This window comes from Vibrio mangrovi (assembly GCF_024346955.1).
GTDB classification, from domain to species: domain Bacteria; phylum Pseudomonadota; class Gammaproteobacteria; order Enterobacterales; family Vibrionaceae; genus Vibrio; species Vibrio mangrovi.
This window is the reverse complement of the sequence record NZ_AP024883.1, coordinates 2,187,251-2,210,692: the sequence shown is the minus strand read 5'-3', so window position 1 is coordinate 2,210,692 and position 23,442 is coordinate 2,187,251. Positions and strand designations below refer to the sequence as shown.

The 23,442-nt window shown below is 42.1% G+C and carries 20 protein-coding genes; 13 read left to right on the top strand and 7 right to left on the bottom strand.

The genetic code is table 11. The features are described from left to right. Positions 1–34: 34 nt before the first annotated feature. Complete coding sequence (locus OCU74_RS09905; RefSeq protein WP_159457379.1) at positions 35–2,293, bottom strand: hybrid sensor histidine kinase/response regulator; 2,259 nt, start codon at positions 2,291–2,293, stop codon at positions 35–37. 569 nt (positions 2,294–2,862) lie between these two features. On the opposite strand from OCU74_RS09905, the gene cmk reads away from it, so the two are divergent. From cmk to pyrF, 6 genes are all read left to right on the top strand, one after another. Beyond that, positions 2,863–3,546 (top strand): (d)CMP kinase, encoded by a 684-nt coding sequence (gene cmk, locus OCU74_RS09900; protein WP_087479571.1) that lies wholly within the window; start codon positions 2,863–2,865, stop codon positions 3,544–3,546. Positions 3,547–3,663: 117 nt separating this feature from the next. Next, positions 3,664–5,334, top strand: coding sequence for a 30S ribosomal protein S1 (rpsA, locus tag OCU74_RS09895; RefSeq protein ID WP_087479570.1), 1,671 nt, complete (start codon positions 3,664–3,666; stop codon positions 5,332–5,334). An 85-nt stretch (positions 5,335–5,419) separates the two neighbouring features. Then, positions 5,420–5,704 carry an integration host factor subunit beta gene (ihfB, locus tag OCU74_RS09890; RefSeq protein WP_038178528.1) on the top strand — a complete coding sequence of 95 codons (285 nt, stop codon included), beginning with the start codon at positions 5,420–5,422 and terminating at the stop codon, positions 5,702–5,704. 137 nt (positions 5,705–5,841) lie between these two features. Then, positions 5,842–6,126, top strand: coding sequence for a LapA family protein (locus OCU74_RS09885; RefSeq protein WP_087479569.1), 285 nt, complete (start codon positions 5,842–5,844; stop codon positions 6,124–6,126). Between the two features lie 9 nt (positions 6,127–6,135). Beyond that, a complete protein-coding gene (lapB, locus tag OCU74_RS09880) occupies positions 6,136–7,305 on the top strand; it encodes a lipopolysaccharide assembly protein LapB (protein WP_087479568.1) in 1,170 nt (389 codons plus the stop codon). Between the two features lie 49 nt (positions 7,306–7,354). Then, positions 7,355–8,053 carry an orotidine-5'-phosphate decarboxylase gene (gene pyrF / locus OCU74_RS09875; protein WP_087479567.1) on the top strand — a complete coding sequence of 233 codons (699 nt, stop codon included), beginning with the start codon at positions 7,355–7,357 and terminating at the stop codon, positions 8,051–8,053. Positions 8,054–8,175: 122 nt separating this feature from the next. Here the strand turns inward: pyrF and miaE are convergent, their stop codons facing one another. Then, entirely contained in the window at positions 8,176–8,946 is a 771-nt protein-coding gene (gene miaE, locus OCU74_RS09870; RefSeq protein ID WP_087479566.1) for a tRNA isopentenyl-2-thiomethyl-A-37 hydroxylase MiaE, read from the bottom strand. Positions 8,947–9,025: 79 nt separating this feature from the next. Next, positions 9,026–9,781, bottom strand: coding sequence for a DNA repair protein (locus OCU74_RS09865; protein WP_087479565.1), 756 nt, complete (start codon positions 9,779–9,781; stop codon positions 9,026–9,028). 303 nt (positions 9,782–10,084) lie between these two features. Between OCU74_RS09865 and cysB the strand changes: the two genes are divergently transcribed. After that, on the top strand, positions 10,085–11,059 hold the full coding sequence (gene cysB, locus OCU74_RS09860; protein ID WP_087479564.1) for an HTH-type transcriptional regulator CysB: 975 nt from the start codon (positions 10,085–10,087) through the stop codon (positions 11,057–11,059). Positions 11,060–11,074: 15 nt separating this feature from the next. Here cysB and ald read toward each other — a convergent pair whose 3' ends face one another. Next, positions 11,075–12,202: an alanine dehydrogenase gene (gene ald, locus OCU74_RS09855; RefSeq protein WP_087479563.1), complete on the bottom strand. Its 1,128-nt coding sequence runs from the start codon at positions 12,200–12,202 to the stop codon at positions 11,075–11,077. A gap of 152 nt (positions 12,203–12,354) precedes the next feature. On the opposite strand from ald, the gene lrp reads away from it, so the two are divergent. Both lrp and OCU74_RS09845 read left to right on the top strand, forming a co-directional pair. Further along, positions 12,355–12,849 (top strand): leucine-responsive transcriptional regulator Lrp, encoded by a 495-nt coding sequence (lrp, locus tag OCU74_RS09850; protein ID WP_087480101.1) that lies wholly within the window; start codon positions 12,355–12,357, stop codon positions 12,847–12,849. 174 nt (positions 12,850–13,023) lie between these two features. Further along, on the top strand, positions 13,024–15,768 hold the full coding sequence (locus OCU74_RS09845; protein WP_087479562.1) for a DNA translocase FtsK: 2,745 nt from the start codon (positions 13,024–13,026) through the stop codon (positions 15,766–15,768). A gap of 69 nt (positions 15,769–15,837) precedes the next feature. Here OCU74_RS09845 and dsbB read toward each other — a convergent pair whose 3' ends face one another. Both dsbB and nhaB read right to left on the bottom strand, forming a co-directional pair. Further along, positions 15,838–16,371, bottom strand: a complete 534-nt coding sequence (gene dsbB / locus OCU74_RS09840) for a disulfide bond formation protein DsbB (RefSeq protein WP_087479561.1) — start codon at positions 16,369–16,371, stop codon at positions 15,838–15,840. A 76-nt stretch (positions 16,372–16,447) separates the two neighbouring features. Next, positions 16,448–18,028, bottom strand: a complete 1,581-nt coding sequence (gene nhaB / locus OCU74_RS09835; protein ID WP_087479560.1) for a Na(+)/H(+) antiporter NhaB — start codon at positions 18,026–18,028, stop codon at positions 16,448–16,450. Positions 18,029–18,663: 635 nt separating this feature from the next. Here nhaB and fadR point away from each other — a divergent pair. Then, positions 18,664–19,509, top strand: a complete 846-nt coding sequence (gene fadR, locus OCU74_RS09830; protein WP_087479559.1) for a fatty acid metabolism transcriptional regulator FadR — start codon at positions 18,664–18,666, stop codon at positions 19,507–19,509. Positions 19,510–19,570: 61 nt separating this feature from the next. On the opposite strand, the gene OCU74_RS09825 is transcribed toward fadR, so the two are convergent. Further along, positions 19,571–20,734: a DUF1887 family protein gene (locus OCU74_RS09825; RefSeq protein ID WP_087479558.1), complete on the bottom strand. Its 1,164-nt coding sequence runs from the start codon at positions 20,732–20,734 to the stop codon at positions 19,571–19,573. 486 nt (positions 20,735–21,220) lie between these two features. Here OCU74_RS09825 and hinT point away from each other — a divergent pair, with 486 nt between their 5' ends. The 3 genes from hinT to OCU74_RS09810 are packed head-to-tail and all read left to right on the top strand — an operon-like array spanning position 21,221 to position 23,432. Further along, positions 21,221–21,571 (top strand): purine nucleoside phosphoramidase, encoded by a 351-nt coding sequence (hinT, locus tag OCU74_RS09820; protein WP_087479557.1) that lies wholly within the window; start codon positions 21,221–21,223, stop codon positions 21,569–21,571. A gap of 41 nt (positions 21,572–21,612) precedes the next feature. Then, a complete protein-coding gene (locus tag OCU74_RS09815) occupies positions 21,613–23,043 on the top strand; it encodes a COG3014 family protein (RefSeq protein ID WP_390623627.1) in 1,431 nt (476 codons plus the stop codon). Then, on the top strand, positions 23,043–23,432 hold the full coding sequence (locus OCU74_RS09810) for a YcfL family protein (RefSeq protein ID WP_087479555.1): 390 nt from the start codon (positions 23,043–23,045) through the stop codon (positions 23,430–23,432). Before OCU74_RS09815 ends, OCU74_RS09810 begins: the two co-directional genes overlap by 1 nt. The last annotated feature ends 10 nt before the right edge of the window (positions 23,433–23,442 follow it).

Genomic DNA, 23,442 nt, shown 5'->3' with positions numbered 1-23,442 from the left:
GATGAATGCCTGAATGTTATTTCCTATTTTATTCTCAGTTTGTAATAACCCACTTTTGAAGTATCTGTTTGAACTGAGAAAGTGTTGCTGGTTTTATCATTCTATCATCCATAATTTGAGAAATTTTTGCTACTTCTTTATCTCCAGATTCTCCTGATAATGCGATAATGGGAGGTGTTGGTGAGAACTTTCTAATTTGAATGGATGCTTCAAATCCATTTACTTCAGGCATTTGAATGTCCATGAATATTATATCGAAAGTATGATGTGATGCCATTTCAATAGATTGTTGACCATCTTTAGCTTCATAAACCAGTACTCCAAGACTTGTCAAAAGATACTTTGCTAAACCTCTATGAGTTTGATTATCATCAGTGACCAATGCTCTGATCTTACGTACTGAATTTGAACTATTATCGAAAATGCTTTTCTCAATTATATTGTGTCTATTCTTTTTTATATCACTCCCATAATCTATAATGTTACTTAAACGTTGTGTATTAGGGAAAGTAAGCAAGAACTCTGTATATTCACCAAAAATAGAACGACAATGAATATCACCATTTATTGTTTTCATTACTCTTTTACAATAGCTTAGTCCAAGTCCTGTGCCGTTATGTTTACCGTAAGTGAAGAAGTCATTAAATATGTTATCTATCATATTTTCTTCTATACCAGGACCGTAGTCTTTAAAATATATTTTGTTAAAAGTTAAACCTGATTTTACCTTTATCTCTATAGTACTTTGAGGATGTGAGTAGAAATAATAAATGGCATTTTTTAATAAATTAAATAAAATTAATGTGAATTTTGTTTTATTTGTATAAATTATAAAGTCATCTGTAATGTCTAAAAATATTCTATCCTTATCTTCTTGTCTCTCATAAGCATAATCATTAATAGAGTTTCGAATTAATTCGCTTATGTGCATGTATTCTTTATCATCAGTGTCAGTTGATATATGATTTATATCATTGAGTGATGTGTCAATTATTTGATATCCATAATTTATGGCTTTGTTTATGTCTGTTATTTTTTTCAATAGAGAAGATAGATTGTCTAATTTATTTATTTCAGGTTCTATTCTTGAAAGAGATATTTGAACATCCCTTAAAGGATTTTTCATTTCATAAGCTATAGAAATAGCTGTTCTTTGAGATTGTTTTATTTTATATTCACAATAAAGGTAAAAACTAACCTTTCTCAATAAATGTTGTATTGCATAAACCTCTTCATTTGAATATAGAAAACCATTTGACTTTTGAGGTAAGACTAATAGTTGAAATATTGATTTTTTGTTATCAAAAATAGGAAGAATTGCTGCTGCTTTATGTTCAACCATTTTATGATGTACTTTTTTCAGATATTCATGATTTTTATTGCTCAATTGATATTCTATTTCATCCATAATTAGAGCTGAGTTACTCTGGTTTAAATGTTCTTTATAAAAATCACTTGACTCATTATCTAAAGATATAATTGATAATTCACCTTCGAGTTGTAAGGTTTGAGAAATTTCTCTTATTAATTCTTGTGATGAGTTATAAAAGTATCTTGATATGGTTTGAATCTTGTCAGTGGGGGTGTATAGTTCCTTATATACTAAAAAGCTAGATATTTTAGCAGACATTTTCCCTATTTTTTTCCAGTGAAACATATAAACTAAGCACCATAAAATAACGAATAATATATTTAATGATGTACTATTTTTTGAGGTAAAAATAATAATAGGAATTATATAAGATATCAAAATAATAGCTGTTCTAATCCCTGAGTATGTTAGATGTCGCCAGCTATAGAATCGATGATGTATAGATGCGTACCCAACAAGACTTAAGCAAATAACAGCAAGAAAAGGAGGAAGCCATGTCAATGAAAAATCATCGTATATGAAAGTTATAACTAGATGAATTACAGTCGTCGATATTAGATATACGATCATTCCAGATACTGTATATATTGATTGTAACTGTTTTATTTTTGTGCGACTAAATTTTATCGATTTGATTAGCTTAAATAAAGTTAAAAATGCATAGATGAATAAAGAGAGAAAGAAAATAGGTGTAGCTTGACCAAAATGAATAGTGAAATGACTCGGTCCTTCAATATCGACTCCTCTTATTGTATACCCTGATATAAAGTTTACATAAAAAGCATAAATAGTCATTATGGCTATTATTGTTATTTCCCATTTTTTAATTTTACTTTCTTCTATGGCCGATGTTAGGTGGCATGAGTAGATAAATGAAAAAGTTAATGACATATAAGAAAATATGTTTGCTAATTTTGCCATATATATAGCACTGCTTTCACCAAATATAACAAGTAATTCAGTGTGAAAATATGCGTTGCTTATAACCCATAGAATAATAAAAAAAATGCATGTAGTATATGAGTAGTAAAGGTTTTTTACAGAATTTGATATTTTAGTTAATGAATAAATAATGAAATACATTAACCAACATAATCCACCTATTGATGCGAAGAGAAGTAATAAAGCTTTAGGATACGCGATGTAGTTTAATAGTTGAGTAGCCAAATCAAATTATTCCTCATATGCAGAGATTATAATCATTTTAAACTCTTACTCACGGTTGTGAGGTGAAACTAGACACATGGATATATGTGACTGAAATGATTTTATCAGATTTTTATTCAAATTATAGTGGGAAAACAAAATTGATAAATTTGTTATTTATGTGTCTCACTTTAGTTTTATGCGATATTGTTATTGAGTGAGCAAAGTTACTACATTTATGACTTTCTAAAATCCCCTATAGCTCCTGAGCCGCTGACACTTTATAATGCGGCGCCGGCAGGATGCGGATTTTAACCGCAATCATTTGAATAGTGGAGTAAGACATGTCTTCTTATACACCGGTGATTACCGTTGATGGACCAAGTGGGGCCGGGAAAGGTACGCTTTGTATGTGTATCGCAAAAGCACTGGAGTTTGATTTGCTTGATTCTGGTGCGTTATATCGTGTACTAGCTCTGGCTGCAATTCACCATGGTGTCGATACCGAATCTGAAGATGCTTTAGTGCCTCTGGCGACTCATCTGGATGTGGAGTTTATTGCGGAAGGGGATTTGGTCAGAGTTATTCTTGAAGGGGAAGACGTTTCCGGAGAACTCCGTAAAGAAGAGACCGGTATGGCGGCATCTAAGGTTGCTGCTTTTCCCAGAGTCCGGGAAGCGTTACTACGACGCCAACGTGCATTTGTTAAGGAAACTGGATTGGTTGCTGATGGACGAGATATGGGAACCATCGTTTTTCCTGATGCGGAAGTTAAAATATTTTTGGACGCCAGCTCGGAGGAGAGGGCGAAAAGACGCTATAAGCAGTTGCAACTTAAGGGTCTAGATGTTAAATTTGATGACCTTTTAAGCGAAATTCGTGAACGTGACGAAAGAGATCGGAATCGTCCCGTCGCGCCATTGCGTCCGGCTGATGATGCATTGGTTCTTGACTCAACATCAATGACGATTGAGCAGGTTCTCGAAAAATCGCTACAATATATAGAATCTAAACTGGCTGTTCGTTAGTCGTGTGCTAAGTCACAGTCAGTATGGAACGTCGATCGCAAGGATGATGATTGGCGAAGTTCATAACCCCACGCGGTAGGATACCCGTGGAAGTTTATTATTTTGAAGATGAAATAAATGACTGAATCTTTTGCTCAACTCTTTGAAGAGTTTCTAAACGAGACTGAATTCCAGACTGGTACTATCGTTAAAGGTACTGTTGTTGCTATCGAGAACGGTTTCGTTCTTGTTGACGCTGGTCTGAAGTCTGAATCTGCAATCCCTGCTGAACAGTTCAAAAACGCTGCTGGCGAACTTGAAGTGGAAGTCGGCTCTGAAGTCGATGTTGCTCTGGATGCAGTAGAAGACGGTTTCGGTGAGACTCAACTTTCTCGTGAGAAAGCGAAACGCCACGAAGCTTGGATCGTTCTTGAGAAAGCATACGAAGAAGCTGAAACTGTTGTTGGTATCATCAACGGTAAAGTTAAAGGCGGTTTCACTGTTGAACTCAACGGTATCCGTGCTTTCCTTCCTGGCTCTCTGGTTGATGTACGTCCAATTCGTGACACTGCTCACCTGGAAAACAAAGAGCTGGAGTTCAAAGTTATTAAGCTGGATCAGAAACGCAACAACGTTGTTGTTTCTCGCCGTGCTGTTATCGAATCTGAAAACAGTGTTGAGCGTGATGAACTGCTTGAAACACTGCAAGAAGGCACAGAAGTTAAAGGTATCGTTAAGAACCTAACTGACTACGGTGCATTCGTTGATCTTGGCGGTGTTGATGGTCTTCTGCACATCACTGACATGGCTTGGAAACGTGTTAAGCATCCATCTGAAATCGTTAACGTTGGTGACGAAATTCTGGTTAAAGTGCTTAAGTTCGATCGTGATCGTACACGTGTATCACTTGGTCTGAAACAACTGGGTGAAGATCCATGGGTTGCAATCGCGAAACGTTACCCAGAAGGTCACAAGCTGACTGGTCGTGTAACTAATCTGACTGATTACGGCTGCTTCGTTGAAATCGAAGAAGGTGTTGAAGGTCTGGTTCACGTTTCAGAAATGGATTGGACGAACAAAAATATCCACCCATCTAAAGTTGTCAACGTCGGTGACGAAGTTGAAGTTATGGTTCTGGATATCGATGAAGAACGTCGTCGTATTTCTCTGGGTCTGAAACAGTGTAAAGCTAACCCATGGCAACAGTTCGCTGAAGCTCAGGCTAAAGGCGACAAAGTGACTGGTAAGATCAAGTCTATCACTGACTTCGGTATCTTCATTGGTCTGGATGGTGGCATCGACGGTCTGGTTCACCTGTCTGACATCTCTTGGAATGTTCCTGGAGAAGAAGCAGTTCGTGAATATAAGAAAGGCGATGAAATCTCTGCTGTTGTTCTGGCTGTTGACGCAGAGCGTGAGCGTATTTCTCTTGGCGTTAAGCAAATGGAAAACGACCCGTTCAACGCATATGTATCTGAAAACAAAAAAGGTACTCTAGTTAACGGTACTGTTACTGCAGTTGATGCGAAAGGTGCTACAATTGAACTAGAAGATGGCGTTGAAGGTTACATCCGTGCTTCTGAAGTATCTCGTGACCGTATTGAAGACGCGTCTCTCATCCTGAGCGTTGGTGACAGTATTGAAGCGAAATTTACTGGTGTAGACCGTAAGAACCGCGTTATCAATCTGTCTGTCAAAGCGAAAGATGAAGCAGAAGAGCAAGAAGCAATGGCTTCACTGAACAAGCAAGATGAAGGCGCGTTCGGTAATGCTATGGCTGATGCTTTCAAGGCTGCTAAGGGCGAATAACGTAATTCGCAAAAAAGGAGCCGGCTGGCTCCTTTTTTTTGGTTAGGATTTTGATGCTGATATTGCAAGTAAGAAGAGGGAAACTATGACGAAGTCTGAATTAATTGAAAGATTGTGCGCAGAGCAAACTCATCTGTCCGCGAAAGAGATCGAAGATGCAGTGAAAGATATCATCGAGCATATGGCTACTTCGCTGGAACAGGGTGACAGAATAGAGATTCGTGGCTTTGGCAGTTTCTCTTTGCATTATCGTGAACCACGCACCGGACGTAACCCTAAGACAGGTGAAAAAGTTGAATTGGATGGAAAGTATGTCCCTCACTTTAAACCTGGTAAAGAACTCAGAGAGCGAGTTAATAGTGCACTCTGATTTTTTGCAAACGAATCTGTGCGGCATATCATTCGATATGCCGTTTTTTTGAATCCGATATTATCGATTATCATGGTATGAATGGTAATTTTCTTGCATAATCAGGACTGCCAATAACTGATGCAGGTTTTCCCGTTATGAGAGTTCTAAAAATTCTTTTTCTTTTCGTTCTCTTCCTTATTGCCCTGGCACTAGGCGCTCAAAACCAAGAAGTAGTCACATTTAACTATTTGTTGGCAAAAGGTGAGTTTCATCTATCCTGGCTTTTAGGTGTGGTTTTTGTTGCTGGATTTGCCATTGCGTGGCTTATTTTTGGTAGTTTGCATCTCAGAGCCAAGCTACAGATTCGTCGTTTGAATAAACAGTTGAAAAAGAATGAGCCTCAGGAAAAAGTTGTAAAAGAGAAACTGAATATCGGATAAGTAAGCTTGATGTTAGAAATACTCTTCTTGTTATTGCCGATTGCTGCCGCCTATGGCTGGTACATGGGGCATCGTAGTGCTCAGCAGGACAAGCAGAAGCAATCCCACCAAATATCCCGTCAATATGTCACGGGACTCAACCTGCTTTTATCTGATCAATCGGATAAAGCTGTTGATCATTTTATCGAGTTACTACAGGTTGATGACGAAACAATCGATACACATTTAGCACTTGGTAATTTATTTCGCTCCCGTGGTGAAGTCGATCGGGCCATTCGGATCCACCAAAATCTGATTTCTCGCTCCGGACTGACAATTGAGCAAAAGAATCTTGCGCTTCAACAACTGGCAAAAGACTATATGGCAGCCGGTTTTCTGGATAGAGCTGAGAAGATTTTCGAGCAGCTTGTTGATGAGCCCGAGCATCGGGAATCAGCTTTACTGCAGTTAACTTCAATTTATCAGCAGACACGGGAGTGGCTGAAAGCAATTGAATGTTCTCATGCTTTAGTTAAGTTTGGCCGGAAGAAGATGCGCAAGAGTATCGCATACTTCTGGTGTGAACTTGCTGCTGATGCACAGTCTTTGCGGGATGACACGAAAGCGATACAAATATATAAAAAAGCGCTATCGGAAGATCCAAAATGTGTCAGAGCAAGTATTGGACTAGGAAAGCTTTATCTGGAAAAAGAAGATTTCCTCAATACGATTCGTTATATGGAAATGGTGCTCGAACAGGATGTCGATTATGTCGGAGAAGTTTTACCTACGCTTGCCGAGTGTTACCATCGTTCGGGTCATGAACAGGGATTGATTGATTTTCTGAGGAAATGTATCGCACAGCAGGCTGGGGCTTCGGCGGAATTAATGCTGGCTCAGTTGGTTGCTCATCATGAAGGGGTGGGTGCAGCACTGGATCTTTTGACCAAGCAACTGGTAAAAAATCCGACGATGAAAGGTTTCTACCGGTTGATGGACTATCATCTTGCAGAGGCAGAAGAAGGCCGGGCAAAAGAAAGTTTGTCGGCACTCCAAAGCATGGTGGGCGAGCAGATGAAAATAAAACCCCACTACCGTTGCCGGAAGTGCGGGTTCTCTTCTCACTCTTTATACTGGCATTGTCCGTCATGTAAGAGTTGGGGTGAGGTAAAACCCATTCGGGGTTTAGACGGAGAGTAGATACTTCTCCAGTCGTATTCATTGAATTATAAAAAACAGAGGAGAAAAAATGGGCGAGCCAAGAGTCATTGTGGCACTGGATTATGATAATCAGTCAGAAGCATTACGTTTTGTTGATCAAATTAATCCTCAACATTGTCGCCTGAAAGTCGGCAAGGAGATGTTCACATTATTCGGACCTGATTTTGTTCGTGCATTACATCAACGTGGTTTCTCTGTTTTTCTGGACTTGAAATTTCACGATATTCCGAATACTTGCGCAAAAGCAGTTAAAGCTGCAGCCGAGTTGGGTGTATGGATGGTGAATGTGCATGCCAGTGGTGGGGAACGTATGATGACTGCTGCCCGGGAAATACTGGAGCCTTATGGCGCTGAAAGACCTTTATTGATTGGGGTCACGGTATTAACCAGCATGTCTCAGCATGATTTGGCAGGTATTGGTCTGGATATTGAACCTCAGGAACAGGTGCTTCGCCTGGCTGAATTGACAAAAAAATCAGGTCTGGACGGAGTTGTCTGCTCTGCTCAGGAAGCCCACTTACTGAAAGAACGGTTTGGTCAGACGTTTCAACTTGTGACTCCGGGAATCAGACCGGAAGGTAGTGATGTTGGTGATCAACACCGGATTATGACACCTCAGCAGGCAATTTCAGCCGGTTCTGACTATTTAGTCATAGGTCGACCTATTACTCAGTCAAAAGAGCCTGCGTTGGTTCTGGAGCGCATAAATCAATCACTGCATATATAGACTCGACCATTCTTCTATCTGAGACAACATTTCACGACAACAACGTTATCATATCAGGGGCTGCTGCCCCTGTTTTCTTTGTGATGGGATAGTGATTGGTGATGAAATTGTTCCGGAGACTTTTAGCAGGGAATACCACTGTGGAACTTGAAATTATGATCGGGGGTGAGGATTAGTTCGGCTTCGACTTTTCCCAATTGTTTGATTCGCTCAGAAATATCTTTTTGAGCAATTTGCTCGGCCAGTGTTAGGTAGTCCTGATAATGTCGGGCTTCAGAGCGCAGCAATGAGATATAAAACCTGGATATTTCTTCATCCATGTGGGGAGCAAGTTTGGCAAAACGTTCGCATGAGCGGGCTTCTATATAGGCGCCAATGATTAACTTATCGATAAGTGCGTCCGGTTCGTAGGTCTTAACCTGAGATAACAGCCCTTTTGCGTACCGGCCTGCGGGGATATTTTCATAAGCAATTCCTTTTTTCTCCATTATCTCCAGAACCTGATAAAAGTGGTGGAGTTCTTCTTTGATCAATAAGACCATTTTGTCAATTAGATCCTGACTGTATGGTGAATCGGATTTTGCCATGATCATTTTAGATATCTGACTCTTACCCTTTAATGAAACAAGAGATCCTACTCTTCGATAGGCAAAATCTTCATAGGGTTTGAACCAATCCAATAATGCTGATGCACTTGCCTGATCGACTGCATATTTGCGGATAAGGTACATTGCTGACTGTCCGGCTTTCAGCTCACACAAAAGATGATCAATAAGAATGACTTTCAGGTTTTCCGGTTTTCTGGCCGCAGTAATCCACTCATCAGGAGTAGAACATTGCAGGAACTCATTGATCGGTTGAAGTAATAATTGATACTGATGGTCGTTAGTCATGGCATTTAAAATTTAAAAAGGTCGCCTGAGCGACCTGTTGTGTTGTAGTAGATATAGACAATGTTCAGGGTAATGCTGATTACCATTTTTTCTTTTCACCGAACAGGGCTTCCATATCATCATCCCGCTCGCGATCTCCTTCCAAAGGAGATTTTTTCTGTTGACGTTTATTCTCGAGCTCATCATACATTGTTTGTAGTTTTTCCCGGGCCTGATTTGAATAAGCATCATTTTTGGTACTGAGGACATCAATTCCCTTTTTAAGCAATTGTATGGCAGTTCCCGGCTGTCCCCGAACGATGGATTCATTTGCCCGCTTGATGACATTTTCGATGTTAATGCGGATTTGGATCATTTCCAGACGTGCGTTTTCTGTAACAAATGCCTGTGTATCGAAGCGGCCTTTGTTATGTTCACTCCGGATTGTATCTCTCAGGCGCTTGACAAGCTTAAGCATCGTAATTGCCTGCTTGTCGTTTGTCGGTGTTTTAAAAGTTGTACTGTCCTGATTAGGGTGGTTTTCCCGAAGGTGTTTAACCTGTCTCTGCATGTTTTCGATGCGATGCGCAAGTTGTTTATTTTTAGGGTCCAGCTCATGCATGTTTTGCAGTGCATCTAACATCCGGTTATTCAGACACAGCAGCAAATCTTTGCTAAAAGGGATATGATGAGCGTTACCGATAAGATCCTCAGTTGCATCAATAATTGCGACGTAACGAGTAGACTCGTGTTTTTTTGCTGCTTCGACTTTAACTTTGTACTGCAACATAATGTTGTAGCCCAAAATCAGAAGGAGCAATACGCCAACCAAGGTAATGATCAATCCTATACTCATATTTCCTGCATCTATCTTTACATCGTGAATTCAACCAGCCGGAGGATTAAATCGTTCAATAGTCTCCGGCGGTAAGTTCATATAGCATAATAAAATTTATCACGTTCTACCAATGAATACCCCACTATTCTCTAATAAATCGCTTAATTGTTTAGTGAATGAGGCCTCAGGTCGCAGAAAAGTTCAAATTATTTTTCCAACTTGCAACCGAAAAGGGTATGAATTCCCCTCATTAAGCATTATAACTAATGATTATATAAAATGACTAAGTTTCTAATTTGCTGCAGGGATAACGGGGTTGACATGAAGCTACAGCAGTTAAAATACATTGTAGAGGTAGTGAACCATAATCTGAATGTTTCAGCTACTGCCGAAAGTTTGTACACATCTCAACCGGGAATCAGTAAACAGGTACGTTTACTTGAAGATGAGCTTGGGATTCAGATATTTGAACGGAGTGGAAAACATCTGACACAGGTGACTTCTGCCGGAGAAGATATTGTCAAAATCTCACAAGAAATCCTTTCCCGGGTTGAAAGTATTAAAGCTGTCGCCAGCGAACATACTCATCCGGAAATGGGTACGCTTAACATTTCAACGACACATACACAGGCACGTTATGCTCTGCCGGATGTGATTAAAGGGTTTACAGCCAGATATCCTAAAGTGTCACTGCATATGCATCAGGGAACTCCCAGCCAGATGTCTGAAGCTATTGCAAAGGGTGTTGCCAATTTTGCTATAGCGACAGAGGCATTGCATCTGTATCAGGATGCAATTATGTTGCCGTGTTATCACTGGAATCGTTCCATTGTAGTTCCCAAAGGGCATCCTTTAGCCCAACGGGACAAAGTGACAATTGAAGAGCTGGCGACTTATCCTCTGGTGACTTATGTTTTTGGCTTTACCGGCCGTTCTGAACTGGATATGGCATTCAACCGGGTAGGATTAAGCCCCAGGGTCGTCTTTACAGCGACTGATGCTGATGTGATCAAAACCTATGTCCGTATTGGAATGGGGGTTGGTGTTATTGCCAGTATGGCTGTCGATCAAGTTCGTGATGCTGACTTAGTGGCAATTGACGCCAGCCATATTTTTGGATCGAGTACAACCAGTATTGGTTTCCGGCGGGGGACATTCCTGCGTTCTTATATGTTTGACTTTATGGAACGTTTTGCTCCACACCTGACCCGGCCCGTTGTGGAACAGGCGATTTCGCTAAAATCAAATCAGGAAATCGATGAGATGTTTAAGGATATTCATCTACCCGTTCGTTAACCCGGTTCAGTATTTTTAGAGTGTCAGATGTTGCAGTGCCTCTACCGGATCTGTATAGAGTAGGTCCAGGCTGTCTGCGACTTCCTTGCAGGTTACATAACCATGAATAACATTCAGGCCGTTTCTTAGTCCTTTATCATTCAGGAGTGCTTTTTTTACGCCCAGACTGGCAATTTTCAGAATATAAGGTAGCGTGGCATTGTTGAGAGCGTACGTCGCTGTTTTTGCAACCGCTCCCGGCATGTTGGCCACACAATAGTGGACAATATCATCAATGACAAACGTGGGGGCGTCATGTGTTGTTGGCCGGGATGTTTCGACGCATCCGCCTTGGTCGATAGCGACATCGACAATGACTGAGCCCGGTTTCATTATTGCCAGATGTTGTTTGTTGATGAGTTTAGGTGTGGTGGCTCCGGGGACAAGAACGGCACCAATGATTAGATCGGCATCTGATAGAAACTGCTCGATGGATGCGTCATTTGCGTAAACAAGTTTGATACTTCCACGGAATTCGCTATCCAGTAAACGGAGTGTTTCAATGTTTTTATCCATGACAGTGACATCGGCCCTGAGACCAACCGCCATTCTGGCTGCATTTGCTCCAACAACACCGCCACCGAGAATAACAACTTTTGCGGGGGCAACACCGGGGACACCACTAAGGAGAATACCTTGTCCACCATGTGATTTTTCAAGGGATTGCGCGCCTGCCTGGATAGACATTCGGCCTGCAATTTCAGACATTGGTGCCAGAAGTGGTAAATGACCCAAAGAATCTTTTACTGTTTCATAGGCAATACAGATAGCTTTACTCTTGATTAGCTCGTCAGTTTGTGGAAAATTTGGTGCAAGGTGTAAATAAGTAAATAATATTTGCCCTTTACGTAGTTTTTTACGTTCGACGTTCAGAGGTTCTTTGACCTTTACAATCATTTCTGCTTTCGCAAATATATCGTCAGCAGTAGGAAGAATGGATGCGCCTACGGCGATGTAATCATCGTCAGAGAAACCAATACCTGTACCGGCGTTGGTTTCAACATAGACTTGGTGGCCTTGAGAGATTGCTTCTCTCACACTAGATGGAATCATGCCTACACGGTATTCATGGTTTTTGATTTCTTTAGGGATACCAATAATCATCCTGAACCCTCGTTTGTATTTGGTTGTATTCACTGGGTGTTTGTATAATATATCGAATATATGACTAGTATAGTGATAGTCCTGTAACTTGAGATATTTTGTGTTAAAAAATTGTTGTATGTTTTGCAAGGAAGTAACAAGGTGGAATGAACATGGCAGACAACTATAAAAAGCCGTCCAAGGATTTAGACCGGATCGATCGCAACATTTTGAATGAGTTGCAGAAAGATGGCCGGATTTCAAATGTGGAATTATCCAAACGTGTTGGATTGTCTCCAACGCCCTGTCTGGAGCGTGTGAGACGACTTGAGCGTCAGAACTATATTACCGGGTACACTGCGCTGCTGAATCCGCAGTATCTGGATGCATCGTTACTGGTATTTGTTGAGATTACATTGAATCGTGGTGCTCCGGATGTATTTGAGCAATTTAATACGGCGGTACAGAAGCTGGATGATATCCAGGAGTGTCATCTTGTTTCAGGTGATTTCGATTATCTGCTGAAAACAAGGGTATCGGATATGGGGGCTTATCGTAAGCTTCTGGGGGATACGCTGTTGCGTTTACCTGGAGTGAACGATACCCGAACCTATGTTGTAATGGAAGAAGTGAAACAAACCAATCAGTTGGTTATCAAAACACGTTAACCGGAAGGAAAGTCTCGAATATCTTTCCGTATTCTGACTTAAGTTGATTGGGTTTTGACTGGTGTTATGGTTAAATCACAAAATAAACCGAGCGGCCCAGGCCGCTCGGGCTGTTTTTATTTTCATTCATGTTGAGTATGATGCTTGATGTGAGGTTTAGGCAAAAAGTTGGTTATGTTCAAAGAGAACAAAAGTAAAGTCGAAACCATTATCAAAACCAGAGCAGAAGTAACTCCTTCTTCTCGTTTAAATGGTGTTCAGAGGCTGAAAGAAAGTGTTTTGATTTTGGCTGTCCTCCTGTCCGTTTTCTTCTCCGTCGCACTATTTACGTTCAGCCCTGCTGATCCATCCTGGTCTCAAACGGCTTGGGGAGGAGAGTTACATAACGCCGGAGGATATATCGGTGCCTGGATTGCCGATACACTTTTCTTTATTTTTGGTTCACTGGCGTACCCATTACCTCTTGTTATTATCCTGATGGCTTGGGGAATTCTCCGGAGCCGCGATGAAGCCGAGCCTTTCGATTTTATGCTTTGGGGAACGCGATTACTTGGTTTTGTCATGCTGTTATTGACGAGTTGTGGCCTGGCCAATATTAATTTCGATGATCTGTGGTATTTCTCTTCTGGTGGTGTCGTTGGTGATGTCCTGAGTAGTCTGGCGCTGCCTACATTTAATGTACTGGGAAGTACATTGATTTTCCTGTTTCTCTGGGGAGCTGGTTTTACTCTTTTGACGGGTATTTCATGGCTGACGATTGTTGAGTGGGTCGGTGATCGTGCAATTAAGTTAATCCAAAGGATGATGGCTCTGTTTCGTAAAGATGCCCAGGATGTCGTTCTCTCTCCGGAGACTGAATCATCTGCAGCCTTACTTGAAAACGAAATACAAAAACGTCTGCCAACTTCGGAGCCGGCGAGTGAACACGATGAAATGGGTAGGACATCTCAGCTAGTTGAGGATTTCACTCCTGATGAGCCATCCCGTCGGTTTAATATTCACATGCCTCAGAATGATCAAGAGGTGGTAAAAGATTATTCCCAGAATTCTGTAGCAGAAGAAGAGGGTTTCCAACCTGAACGGAATAAACAGTTTTCTGCCACAATAGAAGAGCTGGATAAGGTTGCGCAACAAGCTGATGATTTTGCCGAAGAGAACCTTGATGATGGTTCAATGCAGGAAGACGCGGATGTTGCTGAGTCGTATAGTCACTCATTTGAATCCTTTGATGTTGAAATTAGTGACAGTGAACCAACAATTTCTGATCTGAATCTGTTGGATGAAGAACCTGACGAGTCCGATATAGAAGATGAGTCTGATCAGGATGTTGTTGCTTTTCAGAATTTGGTCGCAGAGGCGAAGAAAACCGAAGTAGCAAAACAGAATCCTTTTCTTGTGCAACATCGCGTGGATCTCCCGACACCGACAGAGCCATTACCGACTCTGGAGCTACTTTATCACCCCGAGAAAAGAGAAAATTTTATCGATCAGGAGATGTTGGCTGAAGTGGCTCGGCTGGTTGAGGCAAAATTATCGGACTATAAGATTCAGGCAAGTGTTGTGGGAATTTATCCCGGCCCTGTGATTACTCGGTTTGAACTCGATTTGGCCCCCGGAGTGAAAGTCAGCCGGATTTCCGGATTATCTACCGATTTGGCTCGTTCCTTATCTGCGGCTGCAGTCAGAGTTGTTGAGGTGATTCCGGGTAAGCCTTATGTTGGTCTGGAGTTGCCGAACCTCAGTCGCCAGACAGTTTATCTGTCAGATGTTGTCAGCAGTGAGAGGTTTAAAAGATCGAAATCTCCGACGACAGTCGTTCTGGGTCAGGATATTGCTGGTGAAGCGGTGATTGCAGATTTAGCGAAAATGCCCCACGTACTCGTTGCCGGTACGACAGGTTCCGGGAAGTCCGTCGGTGTCAATGTGATGATCTTAAGTATGCTGTATAAAGCGACACCGGAAGAGGTCAGATTTATCATGATTGACCCGAAGATGCTGGAGCTTTCAGTATATGAAGGTATTCCTCATCTACTATCAGAGGTTGTGACTGATATGAAGGATGCTTCCAATGCACTGCGTTGGTGTGTGGCTGAAATGGAGCGTCGGTACAAACTGATGTCTGTTTTAGGGGTCCGGAATATTAAAGGATTTAATGAAAAGCTGGATATGGCTGCAAAGGCCGGACATCCTATTCACGATCCACTCTGGAAAGATGGCGACAGTATGGATGAGACACCGCCATTGTTAGAAAAATTACCATTCATTGTGGTCATTGTGGATGAATTTGCCGATTTGATGATGGTTGTCGGGAAGAAGGTGGAAGAGCTAATCGCTCGCTTAGCTCAGAAAGCAAGGGCTGCCGGGATTCATCTGATTCTGGCGACTCAGCGTCCTTCTGTCGATGTGATTACCGGTTTGATTAAAGCCAATATTCCGACTCGTGTTGCATTTACGGTTTCAACGAAAACTGATTCACGGACGATTCTGGATCAGGGCGGTGCAGAATCTCTGTTAGGTATGGGAGATATGCTTTATCTGCCTCCGGGCTCCAGCCACACAATTCGGGTTCATGGTGCGTTTGCTTCTGATGATGATGTGCATGCTGTTGTCAATAACTGGAAGGCCAGAGGAAAACCAAACTATATCTCGGAGATTACCAATGGGGATCAGGGACCTGAGGCATTACTTCCGGGTGAACAAATGGAAGATGACGAGGACATCGACCCTTTGTTTGATCAGGTTGTAGAACACATTGTTGAAACCCGGCGGGGCTCAGTTTCCGGGGTTCAGCGCCGCTTTAAGATTGGGTACAACCGGGCTGCCAGAATTGTAGAGCAGTTGGAAGCTCAGGGTATTGTTAGCGCTCCCGGTCATAATGGGAATAGGGAAGTTCTGGCTCCACCACCAATCAGAGAGTAGAGCGTCTGGAGAGATAATTTACAGTAAAGGGAGACTAAGTCTCCCTTTACTTTTTTCAGAATCATTTTCTTAAAATAAATTCCGTTTTTTGGGTTTGAAGAATTGGGAGATACAGAAAATAAAAGCAGCAGCCAGGTTTATCGCAAAGATAATCACCAACCATTGTGGCATTGATAATGTTAAAAACTGCCAAACGATCTTGCTACAGTCACCATATGCTTCAAACATCCAGGGCATCCATTGATTCAGTGGTGCCCATTGTGGAAATTGCACAAAGGCGTCACAGGTTGCAAAAGGTGATGGATGAAACTGGTATTCGACATGCTGGCGGGCAAGTAGTAACCCAGAGTATGACGTATATCCCCAGGAAATCAGACCCAGCCAGCGGAATGCAGTGACGCGGGGAGCAATGAGTCCCAAAATTGCCGAGCCTCCGATACCCATCATCGCGACCCTTTCATAAATGCACATAACACAGGGTGCCAGTATAAGGACATGCTGGAAAAAGAGAGCGCACATCTCAAAAAACAGAATGGATAGTAACAGCAGGATCCAGGATGTCCTGGATTGAGAGAACTGATTAAGTTTGGCAAAAATCACAATGGGATATCCTTATAAAGTAAAAAGCTCTGTTCTACAGAGCTTTTTAACGCGAAACTGTTTTGGACTCAATAGATTATTAGTGACCAATTGATGTGGATGCATGTTTTAATGCTTCCGGGATATGGTGTGACAACCAGCCCAGGTCATAATAATTTGCAGTCGCGGGGTCAAGGAAGAAAATAATACCAAACAAGCCAACCAGTGTTAAGACAACAGTATACGGTAGTGCCATTAATACCATTCGTCCGTAGGAAAGGCGGATTAATGGCGCCAGTGCGGATGTAAGCAGGAACAGAAATGCAGCTTGTCCGTTTGGCGTTGCGACTGAAGGTAAGTTGGTACCGGTATTAATCGCAACAGCTAACAGATCAAACTGATCACGTGAAATGATTCCTTCAGCCAGTGCTGTCTTAACTTCGTTGATGTAGACCGTACCGACAAACACATTATCCGAAACCATGGAAAGTAATCCATTGGCAACATAGAACATCGCCAGTTGCAGATCTGCATTTTCCAGATGTAGGACAGCATCAATGGCAGGTTTAAACAATTGCTGATCGATGATAACCGCTACAATAGAGAAGAACACAGCAAGTAAGGCTGTAAATGGAAGGGCTTCTTCAAATGCTTTTCCAAGTGCGTGTTCTTCGGTGATACCACTGAATGTTGTCGCCAGAATGATGACGGAAAGTCCGATAAGCCCCACCGATGCAAGGTGAAGTGCCAACCCGACAATCAACCATACGGCAATCAACCCCTGAACCCATAGTTTGGCAACATCAAGGTTTGTCCTGCTTTGGCTCTGGGTCTGATCGTAATCAAGCAGAATTTGCCGTACATGTTCCGGAAGCTGAACACCATAACCAAAGAGTTTCAGTCTTTCGACGATGATACAGGTGAGTATGCCACAGATGAACACAGGCACGGTTATCGGAGACATACGGATCAGAAACTCCCCAAAATGCCATCCAGCCTGATCGGCAATAATCAGGTTTTGTGGCTCACCGACCATTGTCATCACTCCACCAAGTGCAGTTCCTACACCGGCATGCATGAGTAAAGAACGGAGAAAGGCACGGTAGTTTTCCAGATCTTCTCTGGTCAGATCGGATAAATGTTCGTCTTGGGTATGGTCACCCTGTCCGGAAGCAACTTTATGATAGATAGCATAAAATCCGACGGCAACACTGATGATTACGGCAATGACCGTCAGAGCGTCGAGGAATGCTGAAAGGAATGCAGCTGCAATACAAAATGCCAGAGCTAGTTTGATTTTAGAGCGTATTTCTAAAAGAATTTTGGTAAAGATGAATAGAAGCAACTGCTTCATGAAGTAGATACCGGCTACCATGAACATCAGTAGTAGCAATACTTCTATATTGGCAACTAATTCATGCTTGACTTGCTCCGGGCTTGTCATGCCTATGGCAATCGCTTCAATTGCTAATAATCCACCAGGTTGAAGAGGGTAACATTTCAGAGCCATCGCAAGTGTGAATATGAATTCGACCACGAGTAACCAACCCGCAGCAAAGGGATTAATCGTAAAAAAGACGATTGGATTCACAATAAGAAAAGAAATAATCGCCAGCTTGTACCAGTCCGGCGACTTACCCAGGAAATTTTTAATAAACGCGTTTCCTAACGAAATCGGCATGATAGATCACTCTATAGTTGTTATGAACAGACATTGATGTTCATCAATTTCTTTTTCGCAACAATATACGAAAGATATCCATTCAAAATTACATACATCCTAGTAACTGTTCATTGCTCATTAGCCGTGCACAATGAATGTTACTCCCTGATTAATGCATAGACATGGTTGTTTTGCTGAGACTCTACATTAGGTTAATTATTTCATGAAATACAATAAGTTCTTAGTGAGAGTTCCTTTAAATTTTTTACATAAAAATATCTCAAAATATAACCATTTTGTATAAAAAACCATTGCGACTTCACATCTTTGGAAATTATGTTGGAGACCATATTTTTACCAACAAACCTATCAATACCAGTGATGTGAAATAATATGACATATCTGTAAGTTTATTATGAAATTTTTTATGTTTTCCACCTGTCCATCGTATTAAATTTCCTTTATATTTTATTAAAGTTTCAGAATGGTAATCTTAAGCTAAATCAAAAAGCACATAAGATACTTATTGTACATTGAAACGACGATTTGGCCTGTGTGGCAAGTTGAATATCCGGCATTTCCGCACCGTACTAACTGGTGATATGATGAATGCCACTTGACTTTGTAGATAAACAAAACTGGAAAAGTATTGAATGGTCATTAAGGCGAAAAGCCCAGCAGGCTTTGCAGAAAAGTATATTATTGAAAGTATCTGGAATGGGCGGTTTGCTCCGGGATCAATTCTTCCTGCCGAAAGAGAACTGTCTGAACTGATCGGTGTTACCAGAACGACGCTGCGAGAAGTACTGCAACGTCTGGCTCGGGATGGCTGGCTGACTATACAGCATGGTAAGCCGACAAAAGTCAATCAGTTCATGGAAACCTCCGGGCTACACATCCTCGATACTTTGATGACGTTAGATGCTGAAAATGCAACGAGTATAGTTGAAGATTTGCTTGCGGCAAGGACCAACATCAGCCCGATTTTCATGCGTTATGCGTTTCGATTAAATCAGACTCAGTCCGAGAAAACGATTAAGCGGGTGATCGGCTCATGTGAAGCATTGCTGGATGCAGACTCATGGGAACAGTTTATTGCTGACTCTCCTTACTCTGATAAAATTTTACAGAGTGTGAAAGATGATGGAGAAGGGGATAAAGAAGCTCGTGAGCAGAAACTTCTCGCCAAAACTTTTAATTTTTACGATTACATGTTGTTTCAGCGTTTGGCTTTTCACTCAGGAAATCAGATTTATGGTCTGATTTTTAACGGCCTGAAAAAACTATATGATCGAGTCGGAAGCTACTATTTTTCTAACCCGAAAGCGCGGGTTCTGGCTCTGGAATTCTATAAAGACCTACTGTCTATCTGCTCGAATGGAAGCGATAAGCTGGAACATCTTTCTGCCTGTATTCGCCAGTATGGCGTCGAAAGTCGGCAAATCTGGAATGAGATGAAGCGTTCCTTACCGACAAGCTTTACGGAAGATGATTGTTGATCGATTTAGTCAGATGAACATTGTTTTTAAAAAAGGGCCGTTGGCCCTTTTTTCTGTTTGGCTAAGAAAGATTTTCCCGACCTCCGGCCTGAGCAAACCAATTTGATAAATGTGTTTCCAGAGCTTTTAGCTCTTCCGGTCCGATCAATGCCAGCCCCAAATCTTGTGCACGGGTGATATCGTTTTGCCGAAGCGGGCGGAAACTGACAAGCATGGCCCTTGCCTGAAGGCCACCCAGTAAGTCTCTCAGAGATTCTAGTTTGTATAGTGTATCGTCACCGTCATCTCTCATCCCTTTGGTCTTGCATTCAATGATGTGTAGTTTGTTATTTACAACAGTTGCGACATCCAGCTCATTTCTCACTTCACGTTCGCCCAATTGTCGGTAGACCTGAACATTCAGAGAGCGATCCTGAATGGTTGGCATATGATGCTGAATTTTTCTGACTGTACTGTGTACTAGTGTTTCTAGCCATTCTCCATTAGCAAAACGTCTGGCGTCTTCGTCAGCGAATGTAAGTATGCCATTTGTATAGGTCGCAATCTGCGCATTTACCAGATCCTGAATCAGAAGATTAAGCTCTTTATAGCCTTGTTGTTTCTCCGATAATTCGACGTCGAGGCGCTGTTCTTTCCTACACGTTGTTGCCAGATAATTCAGGGTTGCCAGCCCCGGGCCAAGTTCAAGGGCATTGCTTGCCCAGGACTCTCCAATTTGACAGAGTTTCATATCCAGTTCCGGTGGAATATCCTGTTCGACAAATTCTCCCCGGGCACCAAAGATAGTCAAATAATCTGAGATGGTGATGCGATCCTGAACCTGAGTATCTTTGCAGTCATCCGGATACAGCCAGCACAGGCAATCAGAATTGGGTTCGACAACAAAGATTGGCCACTGGAATGTCCTGAAAACTTCGTAGACCGAGAGAAGCCGGTGACGGAGACCGCAACTTGCATTGAGCTGGATATCCTGAGCCCGGCTTTTCAGGTTTTGTGCCAACTGATAAATGGCTCGTTTAATTAATGTGACATTCGAGCCTGACGGGATTTCGTAAAACTCACTACTGATGCCATGCTGTTTTAATACGTTATGTAAACGAAAATAAATTGTCTTTTGTGAGGCATCACCGATCAGTATGGTATGAGAGCTCACGATACAGTGATCAAGCAGCGGTGTTACCAGACGGACAGGATCTTCATCAAGAATGCCAACATGAATGGTCATAAATTATCCTCATGTTTCGCTTGCAGGAATCAAAAGGGAAAAGACAAGCGGTATAACTAGGATATAAAGGTGCATACGGTAAAAAACAAGACCAAGTAGCGATAAATATGTATTTCGGGGGAAATATGACGTTATCTTTACCTGTCATCAACCCGGAACTAAAATTCAGACCAGATGAGATAAGTCAGTCCTGAAAACGGGGGAATGTCTCTGTGACACGACACAACAATCACATTCTTCTGTATTTAGGGAATGAAAAGTGCTTAAAATACAGTGAGTACTTCAAATGAATCACGGATAGTTAGCCTGTGGTGATTTAAAGTGCAAGGCATAGACATGTGATTTATAGCTTGTCTGTGATTTATTATCATAAGGTGTGATTTATCTGAGGAACTGAAGCAGAGAGTCTGAGTCAGAATAGCTGTTGCTTTTCGGTTGAGAAATTACACTGAGATGTTGGTTCAATGTATACAGAAGAGGCTTTAGATGGCTGAAGAAACTATTTTTAGTAAGATTATTCGTAAAGAAATTCCGGCCGACATTCTTTATCAGGATGAGTTGGTTACTGCATTCCGGGATATCAATCCGAGAGCGCCGAGTCATATTCTGATTATTCCTAACCAATTGATCCCGACAGTAAATGATATTGAGTCTGACGATGAGGTTGCTCTGGGACGGCTTTTTACAGTTGCAAGAAAGCTGGCGGAGCAGGAAGGCATTGCTCAGGATGGATACCGGCTTATTGTGAATTGTAATGCTCATGGCGGGCAGGAAGTTTATCATATTCATATGCACCTTCTGGGAGGGAAGCCTCTGGGGCCGCTACTGATGAACTGATGAACTGATGAGCTCCCGGTCAGTGATTCTCGACAATTTATATGAATACAGACAGGCATAGGAACGTTGTGATAAGACGGATACGACATATTGCTGTGATATGTATGGCGCTAGGAGCCAGTGCATGTGCCAATTTCTCTGCCGGAAATCTATTCAGCCATTATTCCGAGCAGAACCGGAAAATGTATCAGGCTGTCAGGTCAGGCCACTATCAGGATGCGAGCAATGAGCTTCCTGACAATATTGGTGGTGATATTCTGGATAACTTAGAAAAAGGCAGAGTTTATTTTCTCAATCATGATGTGCAAAAGAGTCAGTCGTTTCTTGCCCAAAGCGATCAGGCAGTCAGACGGCAGCAGGATGAGGCGATTATCTCCGTCAGCCGGGAAGCGGCCAGCTTTGGCAGCCTTGTTGCTAATGACAATTTAACGGAATATGTTCCGGCAGATTATGAGTTGGGTTTTTTACACTTATATCTGGCCTTGTCTTATGTTTATGATAATCAACTTGAAGATGCTCTGGTTGAACTGAGACGGGCTAATCAGGTTCAGGAGAAGGCCAGGAACCAGCGGCAGGACGAGTTACTAAAAGAGAAGGACCAGCTGAAGCGCGAAGGTGTTCATACGAATGTTGGTAGTCTGTTGGCCAATTACCCCAGTTCGGGGACAACACTTCAGTCGATCCAAAATGGATATCTGTTCTATCTATCGGCGTTGTTGTATGAGGCAAACGGTGATCTCAATGATGCTTATGTCGATTATCGGCGGGCGCTTGCTGTCGCTCCGGATAATGCCAGTGTCGCCGGGAGTGCATTACGGTGTGCTCAGAAGCTAGGCATGAATCAGGATGTCACGTTACTTCGGAAGAAATATGGCGCACCGCAGCGGCCGGGTAAAAAACAGGGACGGGTTATTATTATTCAGGAACAGGGTATTGTTGACCAACTGAAGGGATGGGAACAATCTTTACCCGTATATGACAGCAATGGAAGAATGAATCTCTATTCTGTCGCGCTGCCATATTATCCAGCTTATCATGCGTCGAATGCTTTCCCTGTCAGCCTCAATGAAATGATGGTTGAGGGTGATCGATTGGTCGATACGAATATGATGGCCCGGAAACAGCTGAATGAAAGGATTACTTCTATCGTTTTCCGGCAGATACTTCGGCTAACATTAAAGAATGCGCTTCGCAAAGAATCGACGAAAGATGATAATAACAATGTTGATGTCGCAAATATTGTTATGAATGTGTGGAACACTTTGACTGAGCAACCGGATACCCGAAGCTGGATTACGTTGCCTGGTGCAGTTTTTAGTGCGACGACGATTGTATCTGCCGGCGAACAAACATTGACTGTTGGCAGTCAGTCGTATTCATTTCGTGTCCCGGAACAGGGAACGACATTAGTATGGCTTTCCCGTCAGGGGGAAAATGCCGTTATTTGGCACAAACAGTTGGGAAGGTTATGATGAAAAAATGGCTCCTCAGTTTTGTTGTATTTGCGTTTGTCGGATGTACTAATACACATACCGCCGGATTGACTGTTGATAGTGAATATCAACGGATCTTGTTTGGTGACAATGTATTGGCTTCTGAAGTTGAGGTGAAAGATATTTCAACGGCGGAAGTGAACGATCATACGCGAGGTGTGGTCAGAGTTAAAAATAAAACATCGTCAGATCAACATATTCAATACCGTTTTTATTGGTACGATGAACAGGGACTGGAAGTGAATGCCCGGCCAGGCCCCTGGAGACAAGCCATTATCAGAGGTATGGATGAAGTCTCGTTGTCTGAAGTGTCTGTATCTCCGAAAGCAGTGAATTTCAGAGTACAGATTAGAGAATTGAATCAATAAGTGACAAGGT